We start from the raw sequence: 17800 nt of genomic DNA, 5'->3' as shown, positions 1-17800 counted from the left end.
GACCGTTTCGATGATGTTGCCGCGCTAATCATGGTCGTACTTCCACAGGCCGCCCTCGGCATCGCGGGTCTTGAAGCGCTGGTCCAGGTCGTCGTAGGTGTGGTGGACGGTCGTGTAGTCCGGGCGGGTGTGCTGGAGTAGATTGCCGCGATTGTCATAGACGTAGTGATCAGCGTTGCCATCAGTATGCACATGCTGGGTAACGTTCTTGTCCCTGTCACGGTACAGCCATTCTTCGTCACCATTCGGGTGGATGATGCGGTAGGTGTAACCCAAGCTGTCGTAGAAGTGCTGGGTCTGGTTGCCGTTGGCATCGGTCACGCGGGTCAGGCGAATATCTGGGTCCCAGTTCAATCGGGTATCCAGGCTGCCGTCGTCGGCCCACTCGCGGATGGCCTTGGCGTCGGAGCCTTCGCCGACCCATTCAAGGTTCATGCCCCGGCCCGTACGGTCGGTGTAGCGGGTGATCAGGTGATGGGCGTACTGGTAGGTCCATTGCGCGCCATGTTCGTCACGCGCACTGCGCAGGTCGCCCTGGGCATCGAATTCATAGCCAGCGACTTGACGCTCTGGCTGGCCATCACGCATCAACCACAGGGCGACGATCCGGCCGTGATCGTCCAGTTGCGTGTGGATGTGCTGATGGGCGGTTTCGTACTGGTATGTCACCAGGTCGGACAGCACAGAACGGTCGGCATGGCGGTGCTCATAGAACAGTGCGATGCGTGCACCGCCCTGATGCGAGATCAGCTCCAGCCGGAACTGGTCACCGTCGCGCACGTACACCTCATGCATCACATGCCCGCGCGCCAGCACCAGCTTGTCAGCCTCTGGTCGTCCGACCCACAGGTTTTCGATCGGGTCGTGGTGATGCTTGCTGACATCAGGCAAGGGGTAGTGCTGGCTACGGCCATCGATGCCGTGGTAGACGAGCGTGTCCCCGGCCAGGTCGAAGCGGCTGGAGAACGGCGTGATCCAGCGGGCGCCGAACGGGCTATGGTCGTAGGCGCCTAGAGTCGAGCGATAGGTTCTGTTCCAGTTGATGGGAAACACGCCGGGTAGCGCGAAGTCCGTGTGGCTGATCGTTTCGCTGCCCAGGGCAAAACTGATGCTGCATCCTGTGCCGCCGGCGACCCCGGCTTTGCGGCAGTTGGGGTCCGCACGGGCAGGGCGTTGCCGCGGGGCTGCTTCGGTGCCGTTTTGTGGGTGAACGCGCCGCACTTGGGTAACCCTGCCGTCGGCATTCACGTTGGCCCGCATCACCACAGGCTTGCGCTTGCTCAGGGCCAGCTTCAGCGCATCCAGGATCGCCGCCAGGCTGCCTGGGGTGGCCTTGTTGCCGATCTGGGCGATCTTGTTGCCTGCCATTCGGCCGAGGCTTTCCAGGCTGAGCGCAATGGGTTCGAGCAGTGCCAGCAGTTTTGGGTCCGGCCCCAGGCCAAGCTGGTCTCTGCTCAAGCCGTAGCCGGTTTTGCGTTTGGCGTAATCGGAGGCTTCGGCAACCAGGCGTAATCCCGGGAAGATAACGGTCAGGGCAGTGCTTTTGACGGTGCCGTCTGCGGCCGAGCGGATAAGGTCTGCGAAGAACTGGCAGATATCCACGACCTTCTGCGCAAAGCTGGCCAGGATGGTTTGTAATTGCCGGTCGATTTCCTTGACGAAGTTTTCCAGGTCGCCCCGGCAGACGTCGGCGAGGGCGTTTTCCATCGCGATCAGCAGGGCTTGGGCCATGCCGTCCTTGGAGGAAGCCCTCGCGGACTTCAACACCGGCCGCATCACTTTGCGAGCGGGACTCATGCCGGGTATCGGTGCAATGGCGAACAGGTTGATGCCAAGGCCAACCCAGTTGAACAGGTCGGCCCGGTATTCCGGAGAACCCTGGACAAGGCTGATGATGTCCCCGATGGCGTCGGTGGCGGCGAATACCGAACCGGCGACGGGCATTACCTCCGCGACGGTGATGACGATGCGCCAGTTGACCAGATGGCCGGTGAGGTCAGTCAGCCATTGCGCCAGCAGTTCGGTGCTGGCGCCGACATCGTCCTGGTCGAAGGTCTCGGTGGGGGCGACGACGCCGGAGCATTTATCCATGGTGGGTACCCCAGGTGACGGGATGAATCATCCAGGCTGGAGTGAGGGTATTTGGGGTAACGCGTAGAGTGTGTTGTGCGCTCATTAGTGTTCCTGCTGTTCATTCCATCGGGCAGGTGAACGCCGGCATGCAGCCTCCTGGCGCATGCGGGCAGGTGTGGTGAATTGCACGGGGTGCAAGCACCGGACACTAACGAGGCAAGGGTTCCGGGTCGCTAGTCCGGCTTCCGAAAAATGTGTAGGAAAGTTCGACTCGTGGCGTTACAGGGTGTTGGGGATGTAATAAGTGGTCACAGGCAGGCCTTTGAACCGAGCGACGTGATGGATGGCACCGGCTGCGCCGGTGTTCGCGGGTGAACCCGCTCCCACATCGACCGCATCGGCTTCAAGCCATGTGCAGTAACTGTGTGTGGCTTGCCTGCGATGAGGCCAGTACGGGTAGCGACTTGTTGATTGTGAGGTGCAGGGCGGGGGATTGGGTTAGGGCCGCCACGGGCTCGCCACCACATTGTCGGTGCCTGTGAGATCGAGCGCCGCGCGGGCGGCGCTCGATCTCACAGGCAATGAAAATCTCATGACGAACACCTGCAACCCACCCCCCGTTTCGGGGAAAACCGCTGGGGAATCCTCCCCAATCTGTTTCGTTTGCCGCTGCAACCAACTGAAAATAAAAGCAATCCGCTCCTGGCATACACCTTGCTCCAGCTCCACGCAGAGATCCTGTGTCCCGGAGGTGCAGCATGTCGATGCCACTCAAAGGCCCCATCCTGTCATCACTCGTTCTGGCCTTGCTCGGCTGGGAGTCGACCAGCGAAGCCGCCGTGCAGTGCCAGCGCACCCTGGTCGCCAACGTGGTGGCGCTGGACCAGCCACTGATGTTCAACCGCCTTGGCGCGCAAAACGCCAACGGCATGATGTTCGCCCTGCGCGAGGATGTGGTGGACGACAAGATGGTCCCCCTCAGCAGCGGCGGGGCGGCAGTACCGGGCAAGGTCACCCTGCGCCCGGACAAGCGCCCGCGGCCCATCGTGCTGCGGGTGGCCGCCGGTGAATGCCTTACCGTCAACCTGACCAACCTGCTCGACTACAAGGCCAACCCCAACAAGCACGGCATCGAGGCTGAAGAGCCTGAGGGCGAAGAGGAGGGGCCGGAGCTCGAAAACGAAGCCGCCGAAGGCTTCGTCGCCGACGAGCAGGTGGCCGAGCGCATGGTCGGCTTCCAGGTCAACGGCATGCAGGCGGTCAACAGCATCGCCGACATTTCTGCCTACACCGGGCGTAACGGCAACTTCTTCGTCAGCCCCGGCAGCACCCGCAGCTATACCTTGTACGCCGAACGCGAAGGCGCTTTCGCCGCTACCAGCAAAGCCGCCACCTTCGGCGGCGAGGGCACTGCGGGCAACGTTGCCAACGGCCTGTTCGGCCAGGTAGTGGTGGTGCCCAAACTCGGCCGCACCTACCGCAATACCCTCACCGAAGAAGAAATGCGCCTGGCCACCACCGGCCGTACCGCCACCGGCCAGCCGGTGATCGACTACGAAGCCCGCTACCCGCAAATGCAACCCTGGATCGCCGAAGGCAAGGCTGGCAAGCCGATCATTGCCATGGTCGACGGCAACCAGATCATCAACAGCGAAACCGATGCCATCGTCATGGGCCCCAACCCCGATGGCAGCTTCCCCAAATCCACCTACCCGCTGGAAAGCCTGGGCAAGCGCAACCCGGCGTTGCCCAACCGCCTGGAGGCGTTCCGTGACTTCGCCTCGCAGTTCGCCGACGAGGTCGCCGGCACCCAGGCGTTCCCTGGCTACTGGGCGGACCCGGTGATGGGCCACGTACTGGAACCCACCCGCGACTCGTTCATGATCAACTACGGTTCCGGTGGCATGGGCGCCGAAGTGGTGGCCAACCGCCTGGGCGTGGGGCCGATGCACGACTGCCTGTCGTGCGCCTATGAGGAGTTCTTCCTCAGTGCGCACACTGTCGGTGACGTCGGTACGCTGGTGGACGTGCCGGCCAACGTCGGCCTGGAGCACATCCGCCCTGGCGAGGTACCACCGGCCAGCGCAATCGGGGTCAAGGCCAGCATGGCCCTGTTCCCGGCGGAACCGGCCAACGTGCACCACAGCTACATCGGTGACTTCACCAAGTTCCGCAACACCCACAACGGCCATGAGCAGCACATCTTCCACCTGCACGGCCACCAGTGGCTGTTCAACCCCAATGACGACAATTCCGACTACATCGATGCCCAGGGCATCGGCGCGGGGGTCGGCTACACCTACGAAATCGCCAACGGCGGTTCGGGCAACCGCAACCGGGTGGCGGGCGATGCCATCTACCATTGCCACTTCTACCCGCACTTCGCCCAGGGCATGTGGGCCATGTGGCGGGTGCACGACGTGTTCGAGGAAGGCACCCGCCTCGAGGTAAGCGGGCAGGGCGAGAACGGCTTCCACAACACCCCGTTCGCCCTGCGCAGCGGCAAGCCGGCGGTTGGCGCCCGGGCCCTGCCCGATGGCGAGATCGTTGCCGGCACGCCGATCCCGGCCATCGTGCCGCTGCCCGGCAAGGCCATGGCGCCGATGCCAGGCAAGGTGGTGGTGGTACCGAAGCTGTCCGAAGCGCTGGTTGCCGCCAATGATGATGACGACGAGCCCGAGGAAGAAGAGGATGAGGAGCCAGCCAACCAGGCGCCGGTTCGCAAGGCCATCGGCTCGCTGGCACTGGTCGACCGCAGCGACGCCAACCGCAACGCCGACGGCACCTTGAAGAACCCTGGCTATCCGTTCTGGATCGGCGGCATGGAAAGCAGCGTGGGCAACCGCCCACCAACCCCGCCACTGGACATGCTCGACCCGGCCATGGCACGCCAGCTCAAGGAAAGCGGCAAGGCACTGTGGGCCAACCTCGACCCGAACCAGGTCGATGGCTGGGACGGCGGCCTGGGGCGCCACGCGCTGGACGGCGTATCCGCCGGCGGCGAGGCCGAAACCACCACCACCAAGCTCGATTTCACCAAGGTGGTACACAAGGCCAAGCCGATCTACCTGCCCGAAGAGGGCACCGATGTCGAGCAGGCGGCCATGCAGTTCCACGCCCTGGCCGAACACCCAAGCTTCGCCCTGATCCCCGGCAGCCAGCCGGTGGCCAAGGCGTTCCGCACCAACGGCGCCTTGCCGACTGCCGGCGCGCCGTTCTACGAGCCGTGCATGGATGACCGGGGCAAACGCCTGACCCAGTCTTCCGGGGTAGGCGAGTACTTCAGCGGCGAGAGCCTGGCGGGCCTGAACTTCCGTGGCGCCTCGGCCTTCACCGCCGACCGCCCACGCATCTACAAGGGCGCCAACATCCAGTTCGACGCGGTGTACAACAAGGTCGGCTACCACTTCCCGCAGGCCCGCATCATCGCCCTGTGGGAAGACGCCTGGCCGGTGATCACCAAGCAGCGCCCGCCAGAGCCGCTGGTGATGCGCATGAACACCTTCGACTGCACCATGTACCAGCACACCAACCTGATCCCGAACATCTACGAGATGGACGACTACCAGGTGCGCACCCCGACCGACGTGATCGGCCAGCACATTCACCTGCCCAAGTGGGACCTGACCGCCGCCGATGGCTCGGCCAACGGCTGGAACTACGAAGACGGCATCCTCTCGCCCGGCAGTGTGGTCGAGCGGGTGCAGGCCATTCGTGCCTACAACGGCTGCACCCAGGGCGATAGCCGCGACGGCACCGCCGCCTGCCCGCAAGCCCGGCAGCACCCGTACTTCGGCCGCTTCGGCCGGGCCGACTGGCTGGGCGCACGCACGGCCATGCAGCGCTGGTTCGCCGACCCGCTGGTGAACGTGTACAACGTCGACCGTGGCCTGGGCACCATCTTCACCCACGACCACCTCGGCCCATCGACCCACCAGCAGCTTGGGCTGTATGCCACCGTATTGGCCGAGCCGGCCAACTCCACCTGGTACCACGCCGAAACCGGCGAGAAGCTGTACAACCCGGCCACGCGCCAGGACGGTGGCCCGACCTCGTGGCAGGCGGTGATCCAGACCGGTGACCACGATGGCGACGGCAAGAACGACAGCTACCGCGAGTTCTTCCTGGAATACAGCGACTTCCAGCACGCCTACGAGGCCGGTGTGTATGTCGGCGCCGGGCCGGACGGCATCCCCAATGCCCAGTCGTACCCGGCCACCGCCGACAGCTTCCGCTACGCCATCAACCCGCCGGTGCGCGGCAAGGCGTCGAACCTGCTGGAGGCCATTGTCGAGGAGCGCGGCGGCATCAACCCCGGTTGCCCAAGCCGGCCCTGCCCGCAGGCGATTTCGGTGGATGACCCGGGCATGTTCGTCGTCAACTACCGCAACGAGCCCCTGGCCCTGCGTGTGTACGACCCGAACAAGGTCGGCCCGGACGGCAAGCGTGGCATGCAGGCCGACGGCCTGGCCGGCGACCTGAGCTATGCCTTGCAAACCCGTACCGACCGGGCGATTCCGGCCATGAACCTGGCTCCGTCGGCGATTACTTCGGCCGTGGGCCCCACCGGCGGCACCACGCTGTTCCCGCCGCACATCAACGCGGCCGGCAGCGAACCGGGCGACCCGTTTACCCCGATGCTGCGCACCTACTCCGGTGACAACGTACGCCTGCGCATGCACGCCGGCGGCCATGAAGAGGAGCACAACGTCACCTTGCATGGCGTGAAGTGGCTGCAGAACGGCACCGGCTACGGCAACAGCTCCAACTCGGGCTGGAAGTCATCGCAGATGATCGGTATTTCCGAGCAACTGGGCTTCATGGCGCCGGTGTCGATGATCTCCAGTTCGGCGGCCACCAACGGTGACTACCTGTATTCCCTGGACGCGGCCCTGGAGGGCTACTGGAACGGCATCTGGGGCATCATGCGCAACTACACCGCGCAGCGTGCCGACCTGTTCCCGCTGCCCAACAACCCGCAGCCGGTGGCCATGCGCAACACCGTCAACTTCGACGGCATCTGCCCGAAAGCCACGGCCAATCCCAACGGCATCGGCAGCCGCCCCACGGTCAAGCGCAGCTACGAAATCGTCGCGGCACTGGCCAACGACATCCTCGAGAACCGCAACGGCGTCAGCATCAACGACCCGGCCGGTGTCGGCCAGCATGTCGGCGGCCCGCTCAAGGCCAACGGCGGCACCCTGGTGTTCAACAGCCGCAAGACCGCCATCCCGCTGGTCAGTGGGGTAGACCCCGAAGATGGGGAACCCTTCACCATCGGTGGCCACAGCGCGCCGCTGCACGACCCGACCGCAATCCTGTACGTGCGCAAGGCCGACCTGGACGCCACCACCGGCAAGCTGAAGGCGGGTGTGCCCGTGGAGCCGCTGGTGCTGCGCGCCAACGCCGGCGAGTGCATCAGCATCACCCTGGAAAACCGCCTGCCACTGGTGATGCCGGACCTGCCCAGCACTGCGGTGATGCACAACGTGGTCAAGCGTGACCGCTTCGACAGCGAGGGTGCCACCGCCTTTGCCAACAACCTGATGCGGCCGTCCAGCCACGTGGGCCTGCATGCCCAGCTGCTGGCCTACGACATCACCAAGTCCGACGGTGCCAACGTCGGCCTCAACCCGGTGCAGACCGTGGCCCCGCGTGCCGGCACCAGTGGCGCCTGGCCGACCCGTACCTACCAGTACTATGCCGGCCACCTGGAGCGTGAAGGCAAGCCGGTGTCGCAACTGGGCCGCACGGTGGACAACATCAACACCACGGCCATCGAGTTCGGCGGCCTCAACCTGACCCCGTCGGACTTCATCAAGCAGCCGCAGAAAGGCCTGGTGGGTGCCATGAGCATCCTGCCGCAGACCGCCACCTGGACCGAGGACGGCGCAACACGGGCCCAGGCCACGGTCAAGGTCACCGGCCAGCCGGACTACCGCGACTTCGTCACGGTCTGGCAGCGTGCGCTGAACATGCGCTGGGCCGACGGCCGCCCGGTGGAGGGCATCAATACCGAAGGCAACGGCGCCGCCGGCGACCCGCAGGACAACGGCAACATGGCGGTCAACTACAAGACCGAGCCCCTGTGGCTGCGCTTCGGCATGGCCCCCGACTCACCCTTCGGCCGCGCCGCCGGCCTGGGCTTTGGCGATGTGCCCAACGCCCACATGGCCTACGCCAACGCCCTGGTCGGCGGCGACCCGCAAACCCCGGTGCTGTACGCCAAGCCCGGCCAGCCAGTGCGCAACCATATCGTGATGCCCAGTGGCGGCAGCCGCGGCATGGTCTACCAGCTGGATGGCCACTTGTGGCCGCTGCACAACTACCAGGCCGAGAAGAGCGACGAGTACGGCTACCCGATGTGGCAGCCCGGCATCGGCTCGGTGCGCTTCGGCTACAACCCGATGGCCATGTACATCGGTGCCCAGGAAAGCGTGCTGCCGGCTGCGCACTTCAGCTTCATGCTGCCCAGTGCCGGCGGCGCCAACGCGGTGGCGGGTGACTACCTGTTCCGCGACTACGCCGCCTACGGCAACCTCTCGGGGCTGTGGGGGATCTTGCGGGTGACCAATGAAGCGCCGCCGGCAACGGCACCGGCGCAGTGACGGTAAATGGGGGCGCGAACATGAACAAGAAAACCCGCCTTGCATACATGGGGGTAGCACTGGGGGCTGTGCTGATCGGCCTGGGCGTGGCCTATGAAAGCCTCTGGTGCGATCCGCGCGAGTATTTGCAGGGCTCTGACGACCCGCAGGCCCCGCACCGGCTCAGCCGCGACGGCGTGACCGTGGAGTTCGAGGCCCGGCCGCTGGCGGGGGGCGAGCTGCAGGAGGGCAGCTTCGCCAACATCCGTTTCAAGGTCAGCGACCAGGCCAGTGGCCAGCCGCTGTCGGGCATGGCCCCGGGGGCGTGGATCGACCCGACGCAGTCGGCCCCGGAGGGCGACCGCGACCAGAGCTGCAAGGCCCGTGTCGCGCTGTTCCTCAAAAGCAGTATCGGCGCCCGGCCGTTGCTCGACTTGAACAGCTACTTCCTGTTGATGATGAACAAGGACGCCAGCCTGACGGTGATCGACCCGACCGTTTCGGTTGGCGGCGTGACCAGTACCATGGCCCGCATCGACCTGCCTGGGCGGCCCATGGACTGGGTGGCCACCGGTGACGACAAGCTGGTGTTCGTGTCCATCCCGGAGCGCGGCAAAGTCTCGGTGATCGACACCGAAACCTTCACCCGCGTGGCCGACCTGAACGCTGGCGACCAGCCCCTGCGCGTGGCCCTGCAGCCGGACCAGCACCGGTTGTGGGTAGGCAACAACAGCAGCGATCCGGCCAAGGGCGGGGTAACGGTGATCGATGTACCGGGGCGCAACACCCTGAAAACTTTCAACACCGGCGGCGGGCACCACGAAATCGCCTTCAGTGCCGACTCGCGCTACGCCTATGTCAGCAACCGCGACAGCGGCACCCTGAGTGTCATCGACATCCCGGAAATGCGCCTGGCCAAGACCATCAAGGTTGGCCCGCACCCGCTGTCGGTCAGTTATTCGGCGTTGTCCCAAGCGGTGTACGTGGTCGATGGCGAGGAGGGCAGCGTGCGCGTGTTCGATGCCCGCAACCACCAGCTGCGCCACACGGTCCAGGCCGCCCAGGGCCTGGGGCCAATGCGCTTCAGCAGCGATGGCCGCTACGGCATCGTGCTCAACACCCTGGAGAACCAGGCCCTGGTGATCGACGCCAGTACCGACAAGCTGATCCACCAGATCCCGGTGGCGGCCGAGCCGTACCAGCTGACCTTCACCAAGGGCTATGCCTACGTGCGCGGCCTGGCTTCGCCGAAGGTGAGCATGATCAACCTGGCCAGCCTGGGCGAAGGGCGTTCGCCGATCATCCAGGGCTTCGAGGCCGGCCCGGCGGCGCCACGCCAGGCCGGTGACCTGCCGCTGGCCCAGGGGCTGTCGGTGTCGCGTGACGACAATTCGGTGTTCGTGGTCAATCCGGTGGACAACACCACCTACTTCTACGCCGAAGGCATGAACGCACCGATGTCCGGCTACAACAACCGTGGCCACCAGGCCCGCGCCGCCATCGTCGTCGACCGCAGCCTGCGCGAACTGGCGCCGGGCGTGTACGGCTCGACGGTGAAGATGCCCGCCGCCGGCAAGTTCGACGTGGCCTTCCTGCTCAACCAGCCGCAGATCATCCACTGCTTCAGCACCGACGTGGCCGCAGCGCCGAATGCCGGCAAGCGCAAGGGCGCCCACGCCGAGTTCATCGGCCTGGACCGGCCGTTGTCGCAGCACAGCGCCGTTACCGCGCGGGTGCGCATCGTCGGCGACGACGGCCAGCCGCGCCTGGGCCTGAGCGACCTGAGCCTGCGCTACTTCCTGGCGCCTTCGTCCATGCCGCAAAACCTGCAACTGGAGGAGGTGGGCGAGGGCATCTATCAGGCAGCCCTGACCCTGCCTGAAGCCGGCGCCTGGTACCTGCACGTGCAGTCGCCGTCGCTGGGGCGCAGGTTCGCCGAGGAAAACTACACCAGCCTGCGCGTCCTGCCGGCCGCAACGTCCACCGTTTCCGAGAATGACGTGAGGAGTCTGCGATGAGCGCCAAGCATGCTTGCAAACTGTTGGCCCTGAGCCTGGCTTTGGCCGGCAACCTGGCTCTGGCCCATGGTGGCCACGATCACAACGGCCACGCCGAACAGCCGCCGGCGGCGCGCCAGGAAAAGGCCAGCGTGCGCTTTGCCGATGTCTCGCTGCTGAACCAGGACGGTATGCCGGTACGCCTGGAAAAAGACCTGGTGGGTGACCACCTGGTGGTCATGGGCTTCATCTACACCAGCTGCACCACGGTGTGCCCGGTGGTGTCGTCGATCATGGGCAAGGTCCAGCAGCAACTGGGTGGCCGGGTAGGGCAAGACATTCATCTGGTGTCGATCAGCGTCGACCCGCAACGTGACGACGCCAGGCGCCTGCAGGACTACGCCAAGGCCTTCCAGAAGGGGCCGGGCTGGAGCTGGTTGACCGGCACGCCGTACGCCATCAGCGAAACCCTCAAGGGCCTGGGCAGCTTCAGCGCCGATCTCAGCCAGCACCCGCCGCTGATCTTGGTGGGTGACGGGCGCACCGGGCACTGGACGCGCTACTACGGGTTCACCGACCCGGCAGTGCTGATCGACGAAATCAACCGCCTCGGCGCCCGCCGGGTGCATGCCAAGAGCACGGCCATTGCCGACCATCACGAGGTGCAACCATGAGCCAGGTAAGCAACCGCCGCGTTGCCATGCGCGGTTTTGACTGGCTGGTGCTGGGTGGCTGCCTGTGGATCCTCGCCTCGGTGGCGTTCGCCCATGAAGGCCATGCCCCGCAGGCGCCAGAACCGCAGCCGGCCCCGCAGGCGATGACCAGTGGCGGCGGCACCCGCGATGCCCAGACCTGGTTCACCGACACTGTGCTCAAGGACCAGAACGGCCGCGAGCTGCGCTTCTACAGCGATGTGCTCAAGGACAAGGTGGTGATGCTCAACGTGATCTTCACCCACTGCACCGACGCCTGCCCGCTGATTACCCGCAAGTTGCGTGAAGTGCGCGAGACCATGGGGCCGCAGCTGGCCAGCCAGGTGACCTTCGTGTCGATCAGCAGCGACCCGCTCAACGACACCCCCGAAGTGCTCAAGGCGTTTGCCGAGAAGCAGGGCGTGGATGGGCCCAACTGGGTGTTCCTGACGGGTGACAAGGCCAATGTCGACCTGGTGCTCGGCCGCATCGGCCAGTTTCTGCCCAGCCCCGAGCAGCATTCGACACAGCTGATTGCCGGCGACGTGGCCGGCAAGCGCTGGAGCAAGATCCGCCCGGATGCGCCGCCTGCGGCGATTGCCCAGCGCATGCAGTTGCTGGCACTGCCTTTGGCAGGGCGGTGAGCATCATGCGATCTCTGCGGCATTGGCCTCTGTGGCATCTGCCACTCTGGGAACTCCCTTTGTGGATGCGGTCTTTGTGGGAGCGGCCTTGCGTCGCGAAAGGAGCGCGCAGCGCTCCCCGTTATCTGGGTTGGTGCAACTATCGCTGGGGCTGCTGTGCAGCCCTTTCGCGACGCAAGGCCGCTCCCACAAAGGCCGCTCCCACAGGGCTTGCGATCTGGTTGGCGTTCGTGCTCGGCATGGCACACTTTTCTTCTGCCTTTGCCCTGGACCTGACCGAACATGAACAAGCCGGCAAACACCTCTACCGCCAGGGCGTCTCCAGCAGCGACGCACAACTGCAGGCCCGGGTCGGTGTCAGCGACATGACGGTCCCCGCCAGCGTGCTGCCCTGTGCCAGCTGCCACGGCAACGATGGCCGCGGCCGCGCCGAAGGGGGGGTACGCCCGCCCAGCCTCGACTGGCAGCGCCTGGCGCAAGGCCAGGGCGAACGCGAGGTCAACGGCCGCCGCTATCCGGCCTACACCGACAGCAGCCTGGCCCGGGCCATCCAGCATGGCGTCGACCCGGCCGGTAATCGCCTGGACCCGGCCATGCCACGCTTCGAGCTGACCCTGGCCGACCAGCGCAACCTCACGGCCTACCTCAAGCGCCTGGCCCAGGAGCGCGACCCCGGCGTGGAGGAGGGCGTGCTGCGCCTGGGCACCTTGCTGCCGGCATCCGGCCCGCTGGCCGAGGCCGGGCAGGTGGTGCGTGCGGTGCTGGAAGACGGCCTGACGCAACTCAACCAGCAGGGTGGCATCCACGGGCGACGCCTGGAACTGGTGGTGCTCGACCCGGGCGCCGACCCGGCCAGCGCCGAACGGGCACTGCAGCAGTTGCTGGAGCAGGAACGGGTGTTCGCCCTGATCGCGCCATTGGTACCCATGCTCGACCAGCGCCTGGCAACCTTGCTGGCGCCACACAATGTACCGCTGATCGGCAGCACCCCACGAAGCGGCGGCAGCCCACAGATTTTCGACCCGTTGCCCGGCTTGCCCGCGCAATTGCTGAGCCTGGCCGGCCACGCCCGCGCAGCGCTGGGCCTGGCAGCGGGCGACCTGCGTGTGGTGTATGCCGGCAATGAACATGCGGCGTTGGCCGAACAGGTGCGCGAACGCCTGCTGCAGCAGGGCTGGGCAACACCTGCGGCCCAGGCCTTTGCAGGAAAAGCCGTGGACGGGCAGGGCATTGTCTTCCTCGGCCGTGCCCAGGCCTTTGCCGAACTGGCTTCGGCGCTGCAGTCAGCCGGCCGCCAGCCATACCTGTTTGGCGCCTCCAGCCAGGTGACCGGCGCCGTGGCGCGCTTGCCCGAGTTCTGGTCGCAACGGGTGTTCCTGGCTTATCCCTACGTGCCCGAGGACTGGACCGAACAGGGCCTGGCGACCCTGGCCGGCCTGCAGCAGCGCCAGGGGCTCGCCCCCCGCCAGGCGTCGTTGCAGGTAAACACCCTGTGCGCCCTGCGCCTGTTGAGCGAAGCGTTGAAGCAGACTGGCCGTGACACCAGCCGCGAGCAGCTGATTGCCGCGCTGGAGGGCCTGCATGATGTGTCCACCGGCCTGACCCCGGCCCTGGGCTTCGGCCCCGGTCGCCGCCAGGGCATGGCCGGTGCCCATGTGGTGGCGGTGGCCCTTCCCGGGCCGCGCTTTACCGCGGTCACCCCGTACCGGCCACTGCCGGACAGCCCTTGAGCGGAGGTTGCCATGCGTGTTCTGTTGTTGTGCCTGTTGCAGGTGCTGGCCAAGGCAAGCTGGGCCGATATGCCGGCGGCACGGGTCAACGGTGTGGAGATCGAGACGATGCGCCTGGAGCGCTATTTCAGCGAATACCTGGACGCCCAGGGCCGCGCGGTGGCCAGCATCCGCAACCCGAACCTGTACCAGCGCCTGCGCGATCAGGCCCTGGATGAACTGATCGACAAGGAGCTGTTGTGGCAGGAGGCCCAGCGCCTCGGCATAGCCATCAGCGACGAGCAGGTGTCGGCGCATGTGGGCGAGATCGAGGCCGCGCTTGGCAGCCCGGCAATTTTTGAGCGGCGGCTGGCGGAAGCGGGTTTCGATAGGGCACAGTACAATGAGTACACCCGGCGCGAGCTGGCCGCGCAGCAGGTGTACGCCCAGCTCAGCGCGGTCGCCGCGCCCAGCGAGGCCGAAGTGGAGGCATTCTATGATGCCAATTCGCAAAACCTGCAAGGAGTGCAGCAACAAAGTGACGAGCCTTCGGTCATACGCGAACAGGGCCTGGTCCTGGCCAGGGCCACGCTCATCGGGCAGCGGGAGGCGCAGGCGCGCCAGTCCGTGCGCCAACGTTTGCGTGCGTCCGCTACCGTGGAGATCGCCGACTGAGGCCCCTGATGGCGTTTCCCCAATGCTGGGGAATAACGAAATAGCAGTGTGCCATCGCTTTCCCCGCATGTGGGGAACGGGGCTGGTGCGCCTGCCCGCCGCGTTGCGGGTAGTGATCGGTGCCCCTGCAAAATCAATGAGTTACGGTTATTCAGCATGACTATTCACGCCTGGCACGAAGCCTGCTCAAGCCTGTACAGGGGCGCACTTCGCAGACCGGGTTACCGGGCAGTTCTTGGGAGTCGACCTTGGTGAACAGAGTATTGGTAGTCGATGACGAACAGACTCTTGCGCAGAACCTGCAAGCGTACCTGCAGGCGCAAGGCCTGGAAGTTCATGTTGCCCACGACGGTGCCAGTGGTATCGAGCAGGCTGCAAGCCTGGCACCGCAAGTGATCGTGCTGGATTACCGCTTGCCCGACATGGAGGGTTTTCAGGTTCTGGAGACCGTACGCAGGAACAGGCAGTGCCACTTCGTGCTGATTACCGCCCACCCCACCGTCGAAGTGCGTGAGCGGGCCGCCGAGCTGGGTGTGAGCCATGTCCTGTTCAAGCCGTTCCCGTTGGTGGAACTGGCCCGTGCAGTCTTCGACCTGATGGGCATCGAGCGCCGGCGCAGGGCCACGGACAACCCGGCTGAAGGGTTCGTCGAACGACGCCAGAACAGGAACGAATCGTTCCCCCTGCAGTTGTACGATGGAAGCTGGGTTTTGGCCGACCGCCGCCGTAACGGCGCCAAGCCCCCAGGGCCCGACGACGATCAACTGCTCACAGGGGAATAGCGGCGCCCGCACCCCTGGCCGAGCCAGCCTGCGACGCGCCCCTGAGCGGAGTCGCAGGCCATGCCAGAAGCATTCGATGCAACCCAGGACGCTCCACCGCCTGCACCGGCCTCTTCGCGGGTAAACCCGCTCCCACAGGGGCACTGCAATCCTGAAGATATCGAAAATCCTGTGGGAGCGGGTTTACCCGCGAAAGGGCCGGCACAGGTAAAAGCATATTCTGCCTACCCCCGCGACCTGCTGGCCCAGGCCCGCCTGCAAACCAGCGACGAACGCCTGCTCACCCGCCTGGAACAGCTGGCCGGCGACACCCCCGACACCTTCACCCAGCGCCTGGGCCTGACCCTGCATTACCCGGTGCTGGGCAGCCACACGCTGCTGGCGAGCACCCCACGCTTCGACAAGGTCAGCCTGGCGATGTGCCTGAAGCGTGAATTCGTGCTGATCGAGCAGGGCGGCCAACTGCTGGGCGTGTTCGCCGACCCCTTCGACCACGCCCGTCTGGCCTGGATCGACGACGTGCTGCAAGGCGCACCGCTGTACCTGGCCCACGCCGCCGACCTGGCCACCTTCCTGGCCCGCCACGAAGAAAGCTTCCACGCCGTGGACGCCCTTGACCACGACGCCGAAACCAGCAGCGAAAGCGACCCGCTGCAGCGCCTGTCGCTGGCCAGCATCAGCGAAGACCAGAGCCGCGTGGTCAAGCTGGTCAACTCCACGCTGTACGACGCCCTCAAGCTGCACGCCAGCGACATCCACCTGGGCATGACCGGCCAGGGCCTGACCATCAAGTACCGCATCGACGGTGTGCTAAACGGCGCCGGCAAGGCCAGCGGCAGCGCCTTCGCCGACCAGGTGATCTCGCGCATCAAGGTGATGGCCGAGCTGGACATCGGCGAAAAACGCGTGCCCCAGGACGGCCGTTTCAAGGTTGCCGTGGGCGACCGGCAAATCGACTTCCGGGTATCGATCATGCCCAGCATCTTCGGCGAAGACGCGGTGCTGCGGGTGCTCGACAAGCAGGACCTGTCCGACCGGGTCAGCGGCGTGCAGCTGCAGGCCCTGGGCTTTGCCGAGGAAACCCTGCGCGCCCTGCGCCGGCTGGCCGCCGAACCCTACGGCATGATCCTGGTCACCGGCCCCACCGGCAGCGGCAAGACCACCACCCTGTACGCCATGATCAGCGAGATCAACCACGGCGTGGACAAGATCATCACCATCGAGGACCCGGTCGAATACCAGCTGCCCGGCGTGCTGCAGATCCCGGTCAACGAGAAGAAGGGCCTGACGTTCGCCCGCGGCCTGCGCTCGATCCTGCGCCACGACCCGGACAAGATCCTGGTCGGTGAAATCCGCGATCCGGACACCGCGCAAATCGCCGTGCAGTCGGCGCTCACCGGCCACCTGGTGTTCACCACCATCCACGCCAACAACGTGTTCGATGTGATCGGCCGCTTCAGCCAGATGCAGGTCGACCCCTACAGCTTCGTCTCCGCGCTCAATGCGGTGCTGGCCCAGCGCCTGATCCGCCTGGCCTGCCCGCACTGCGCCACGCCGTGCGAAGTCGACGACGACACCCTGTACGGCGCGGGCCTGACCCGCGAGGGCGTGGCCGGCTGGAAGTTCGTCCGCGCCCAGGGTTGCGGCCAGTGCCGCGGCAGTGGCTACCGCGGCCGCAGCGCCATCGCCGAACTGCTGCACCTGGACGACGACCTGCGGCAGATGATCGTCGAGCGCCGCCCCCTGTCGCAAATCAAGAACCTCGCCTGCCAGCGCGGCCTGCGCCTGCTGCGGGCCTCGGCCCTGGACCTGGTCCGGGATGGCCGTACCACTCTCGAGGAGATCAACCGTGTCACATTCATCTGATCGTGGCGCTTACAGATACAGTGCCGTACTCGGCGCCGAAGGTGTAGGCCTGGGTAGCTGGCACGCCAATCACCACCAATGGCTGGGCAGCCGCGACTTTACCTGTGATGCCGCCCAACCGGCCTGGGAGGCCGCCGTCGATGCCCTGGCCACCCTGCTGGCCGAGCATGCCGTGCGCGGTGCCCAGTTGCGGGTGCTGCTGTCGGCCCGCTACAGCCGCTTCTGCCTGGTGCCCTGGAGTGATGCCATCAGCCACCCGCGCGAACTGGACGCCTACGCCCGGGCCTGTTTCGAAAACCTCTACGGGCAGCCGCTGGACGACTGGCGCATCGTGCTGTCGCCCGAGCCGGCCGGTGCCGCGCGCATCGCCACGGCGCTGCCCGAAGCCCTGCTGCAGCGGCTGCAGGCGCTGGGCCGGGAAAGCCACCTGAGCCTGCGCTCGGTGCAGCCGTACCTGATGGCCGCCTACAACCGCTGCTCGGCACAGCTGGAGCAGGGCGACTTCCTGTTCGTCCTGGCCGAACCGCGCCGCAGCGTGCTGCTGCTGGCCGCCGGCGGGGCCTGGCAGCAAGTGCTGGCGCAAGGCTGCGCCGACAGCGACCAGGCCCTGCAAGCACTGATCGAGCGCACTTGCGAGCTGTACGGCGAACACCTGCCACGGGTCTACCTGCATGCCCCGGGCCGGGGCGAGGTGCCGCAACTGGCGGCGGTGCAGCTGTGCCAGCCGGCCAGCGACGCCGACCCGCTGTGCGCCATGTGGCGGGCGGTGGCCTGA

Annotated in this window: 11 protein-coding genes; 9 read left to right on the top strand and 2 right to left on the bottom strand. The window is 66.0% G+C overall.

Annotated elements, in window-relative coordinates; genetic code table 11:
• Positions 1-24: 24 nt before the first annotated feature.
• Both ABNP31_RS14445 and ABNP31_RS14440 read right to left on the bottom strand, forming a co-directional pair.
• Positions 25-2091, bottom strand: coding sequence for a DUF6531 domain-containing protein (locus tag ABNP31_RS14445; protein ID WP_350012422.1), 2067 nt, complete (start codon positions 2089-2091; stop codon positions 25-27).
• A gap of 480 nt (positions 2092-2571) precedes the next feature.
• Positions 2572-2802, bottom strand: coding sequence for a hypothetical protein (locus ABNP31_RS14440; protein WP_085665557.1), 231 nt, complete (start codon positions 2800-2802; stop codon positions 2572-2574).
• A 29-nt stretch (positions 2803-2831) separates the two neighbouring features.
• On the opposite strand from ABNP31_RS14440, the gene mnxG reads away from it, so the two are divergent.
• The 9 genes from mnxG to ABNP31_RS14395 all read left to right on the top strand — a co-directional run bounded on the left by mnxG (position 2832) and on the right by ABNP31_RS14395 (position 17800).
• Positions 2832-8681 carry a manganese-oxidizing multicopper oxidase MnxG gene (mnxG, locus tag ABNP31_RS14435; RefSeq protein ID WP_350012421.1) on the top strand — a complete coding sequence of 1950 codons (5850 nt, stop codon included), beginning with the start codon at positions 2832-2834 and terminating at the stop codon, positions 8679-8681.
• Positions 8682-8701: 20 nt separating this feature from the next.
• Positions 8702-10678 (top strand): cytochrome D1 domain-containing protein, encoded by a 1977-nt coding sequence (locus tag ABNP31_RS14430; protein WP_085588433.1) that lies wholly within the window; start codon positions 8702-8704, stop codon positions 10676-10678.
• Positions 10675-11331 carry an SCO family protein gene (locus ABNP31_RS14425; protein WP_238066415.1) on the top strand — a complete coding sequence of 219 codons (657 nt, stop codon included), beginning with the start codon at positions 10675-10677 and terminating at the stop codon, positions 11329-11331. Before ABNP31_RS14430 ends, ABNP31_RS14425 begins: the two co-directional genes overlap by 4 nt.
• Positions 11328-11993 (top strand): SCO family protein, encoded by a 666-nt coding sequence (locus tag ABNP31_RS14420; protein WP_085665553.1) that lies wholly within the window; start codon positions 11328-11330, stop codon positions 11991-11993. The genes ABNP31_RS14425 and ABNP31_RS14420 overlap by 4 nt, the downstream gene beginning before the upstream one ends.
• A 239-nt stretch (positions 11994-12232) precedes the next feature.
• On the top strand, positions 12233-13723 hold the full coding sequence (locus ABNP31_RS14415) for a cytochrome c/ABC transporter substrate-binding protein (protein WP_350012420.1): 1491 nt from the start codon (positions 12233-12235) through the stop codon (positions 13721-13723).
• Positions 13724-13735: 12 nt separating this feature from the next.
• Entirely contained in the window at positions 13736-14377 is a 642-nt protein-coding gene (locus ABNP31_RS14410; RefSeq protein ID WP_085588441.1) for a SurA N-terminal domain-containing protein, read from the top strand.
• 248 nt (positions 14378-14625) lie between these two features.
• Complete coding sequence (locus tag ABNP31_RS14405) at positions 14626-15159, top strand: response regulator (RefSeq protein ID WP_031325917.1); 534 nt, start codon at positions 14626-14628, stop codon at positions 15157-15159.
• Positions 15160-15219: 60 nt separating this feature from the next.
• Positions 15220-17025, top strand: coding sequence for a GspE/PulE family protein (locus ABNP31_RS14400; RefSeq protein WP_256573529.1), 1806 nt, complete (start codon positions 15220-15222; stop codon positions 17023-17025).
• Positions 17009-17800, top strand: coding sequence for a hypothetical protein (locus tag ABNP31_RS14395; RefSeq protein WP_025339369.1), 792 nt, complete (start codon positions 17009-17011; stop codon positions 17798-17800). Before ABNP31_RS14400 ends, ABNP31_RS14395 begins: the two co-directional genes overlap by 17 nt.

Source organism: Pseudomonas asiatica (assembly GCF_040214835.1).
GTDB classification, from domain to species: domain Bacteria; phylum Pseudomonadota; class Gammaproteobacteria; order Pseudomonadales; family Pseudomonadaceae; genus Aquipseudomonas; species Aquipseudomonas putida_Z.
Note: the sequence above shows the minus strand (reverse complement) of the source record. Positions and strands in the feature narration are given on the sequence as shown.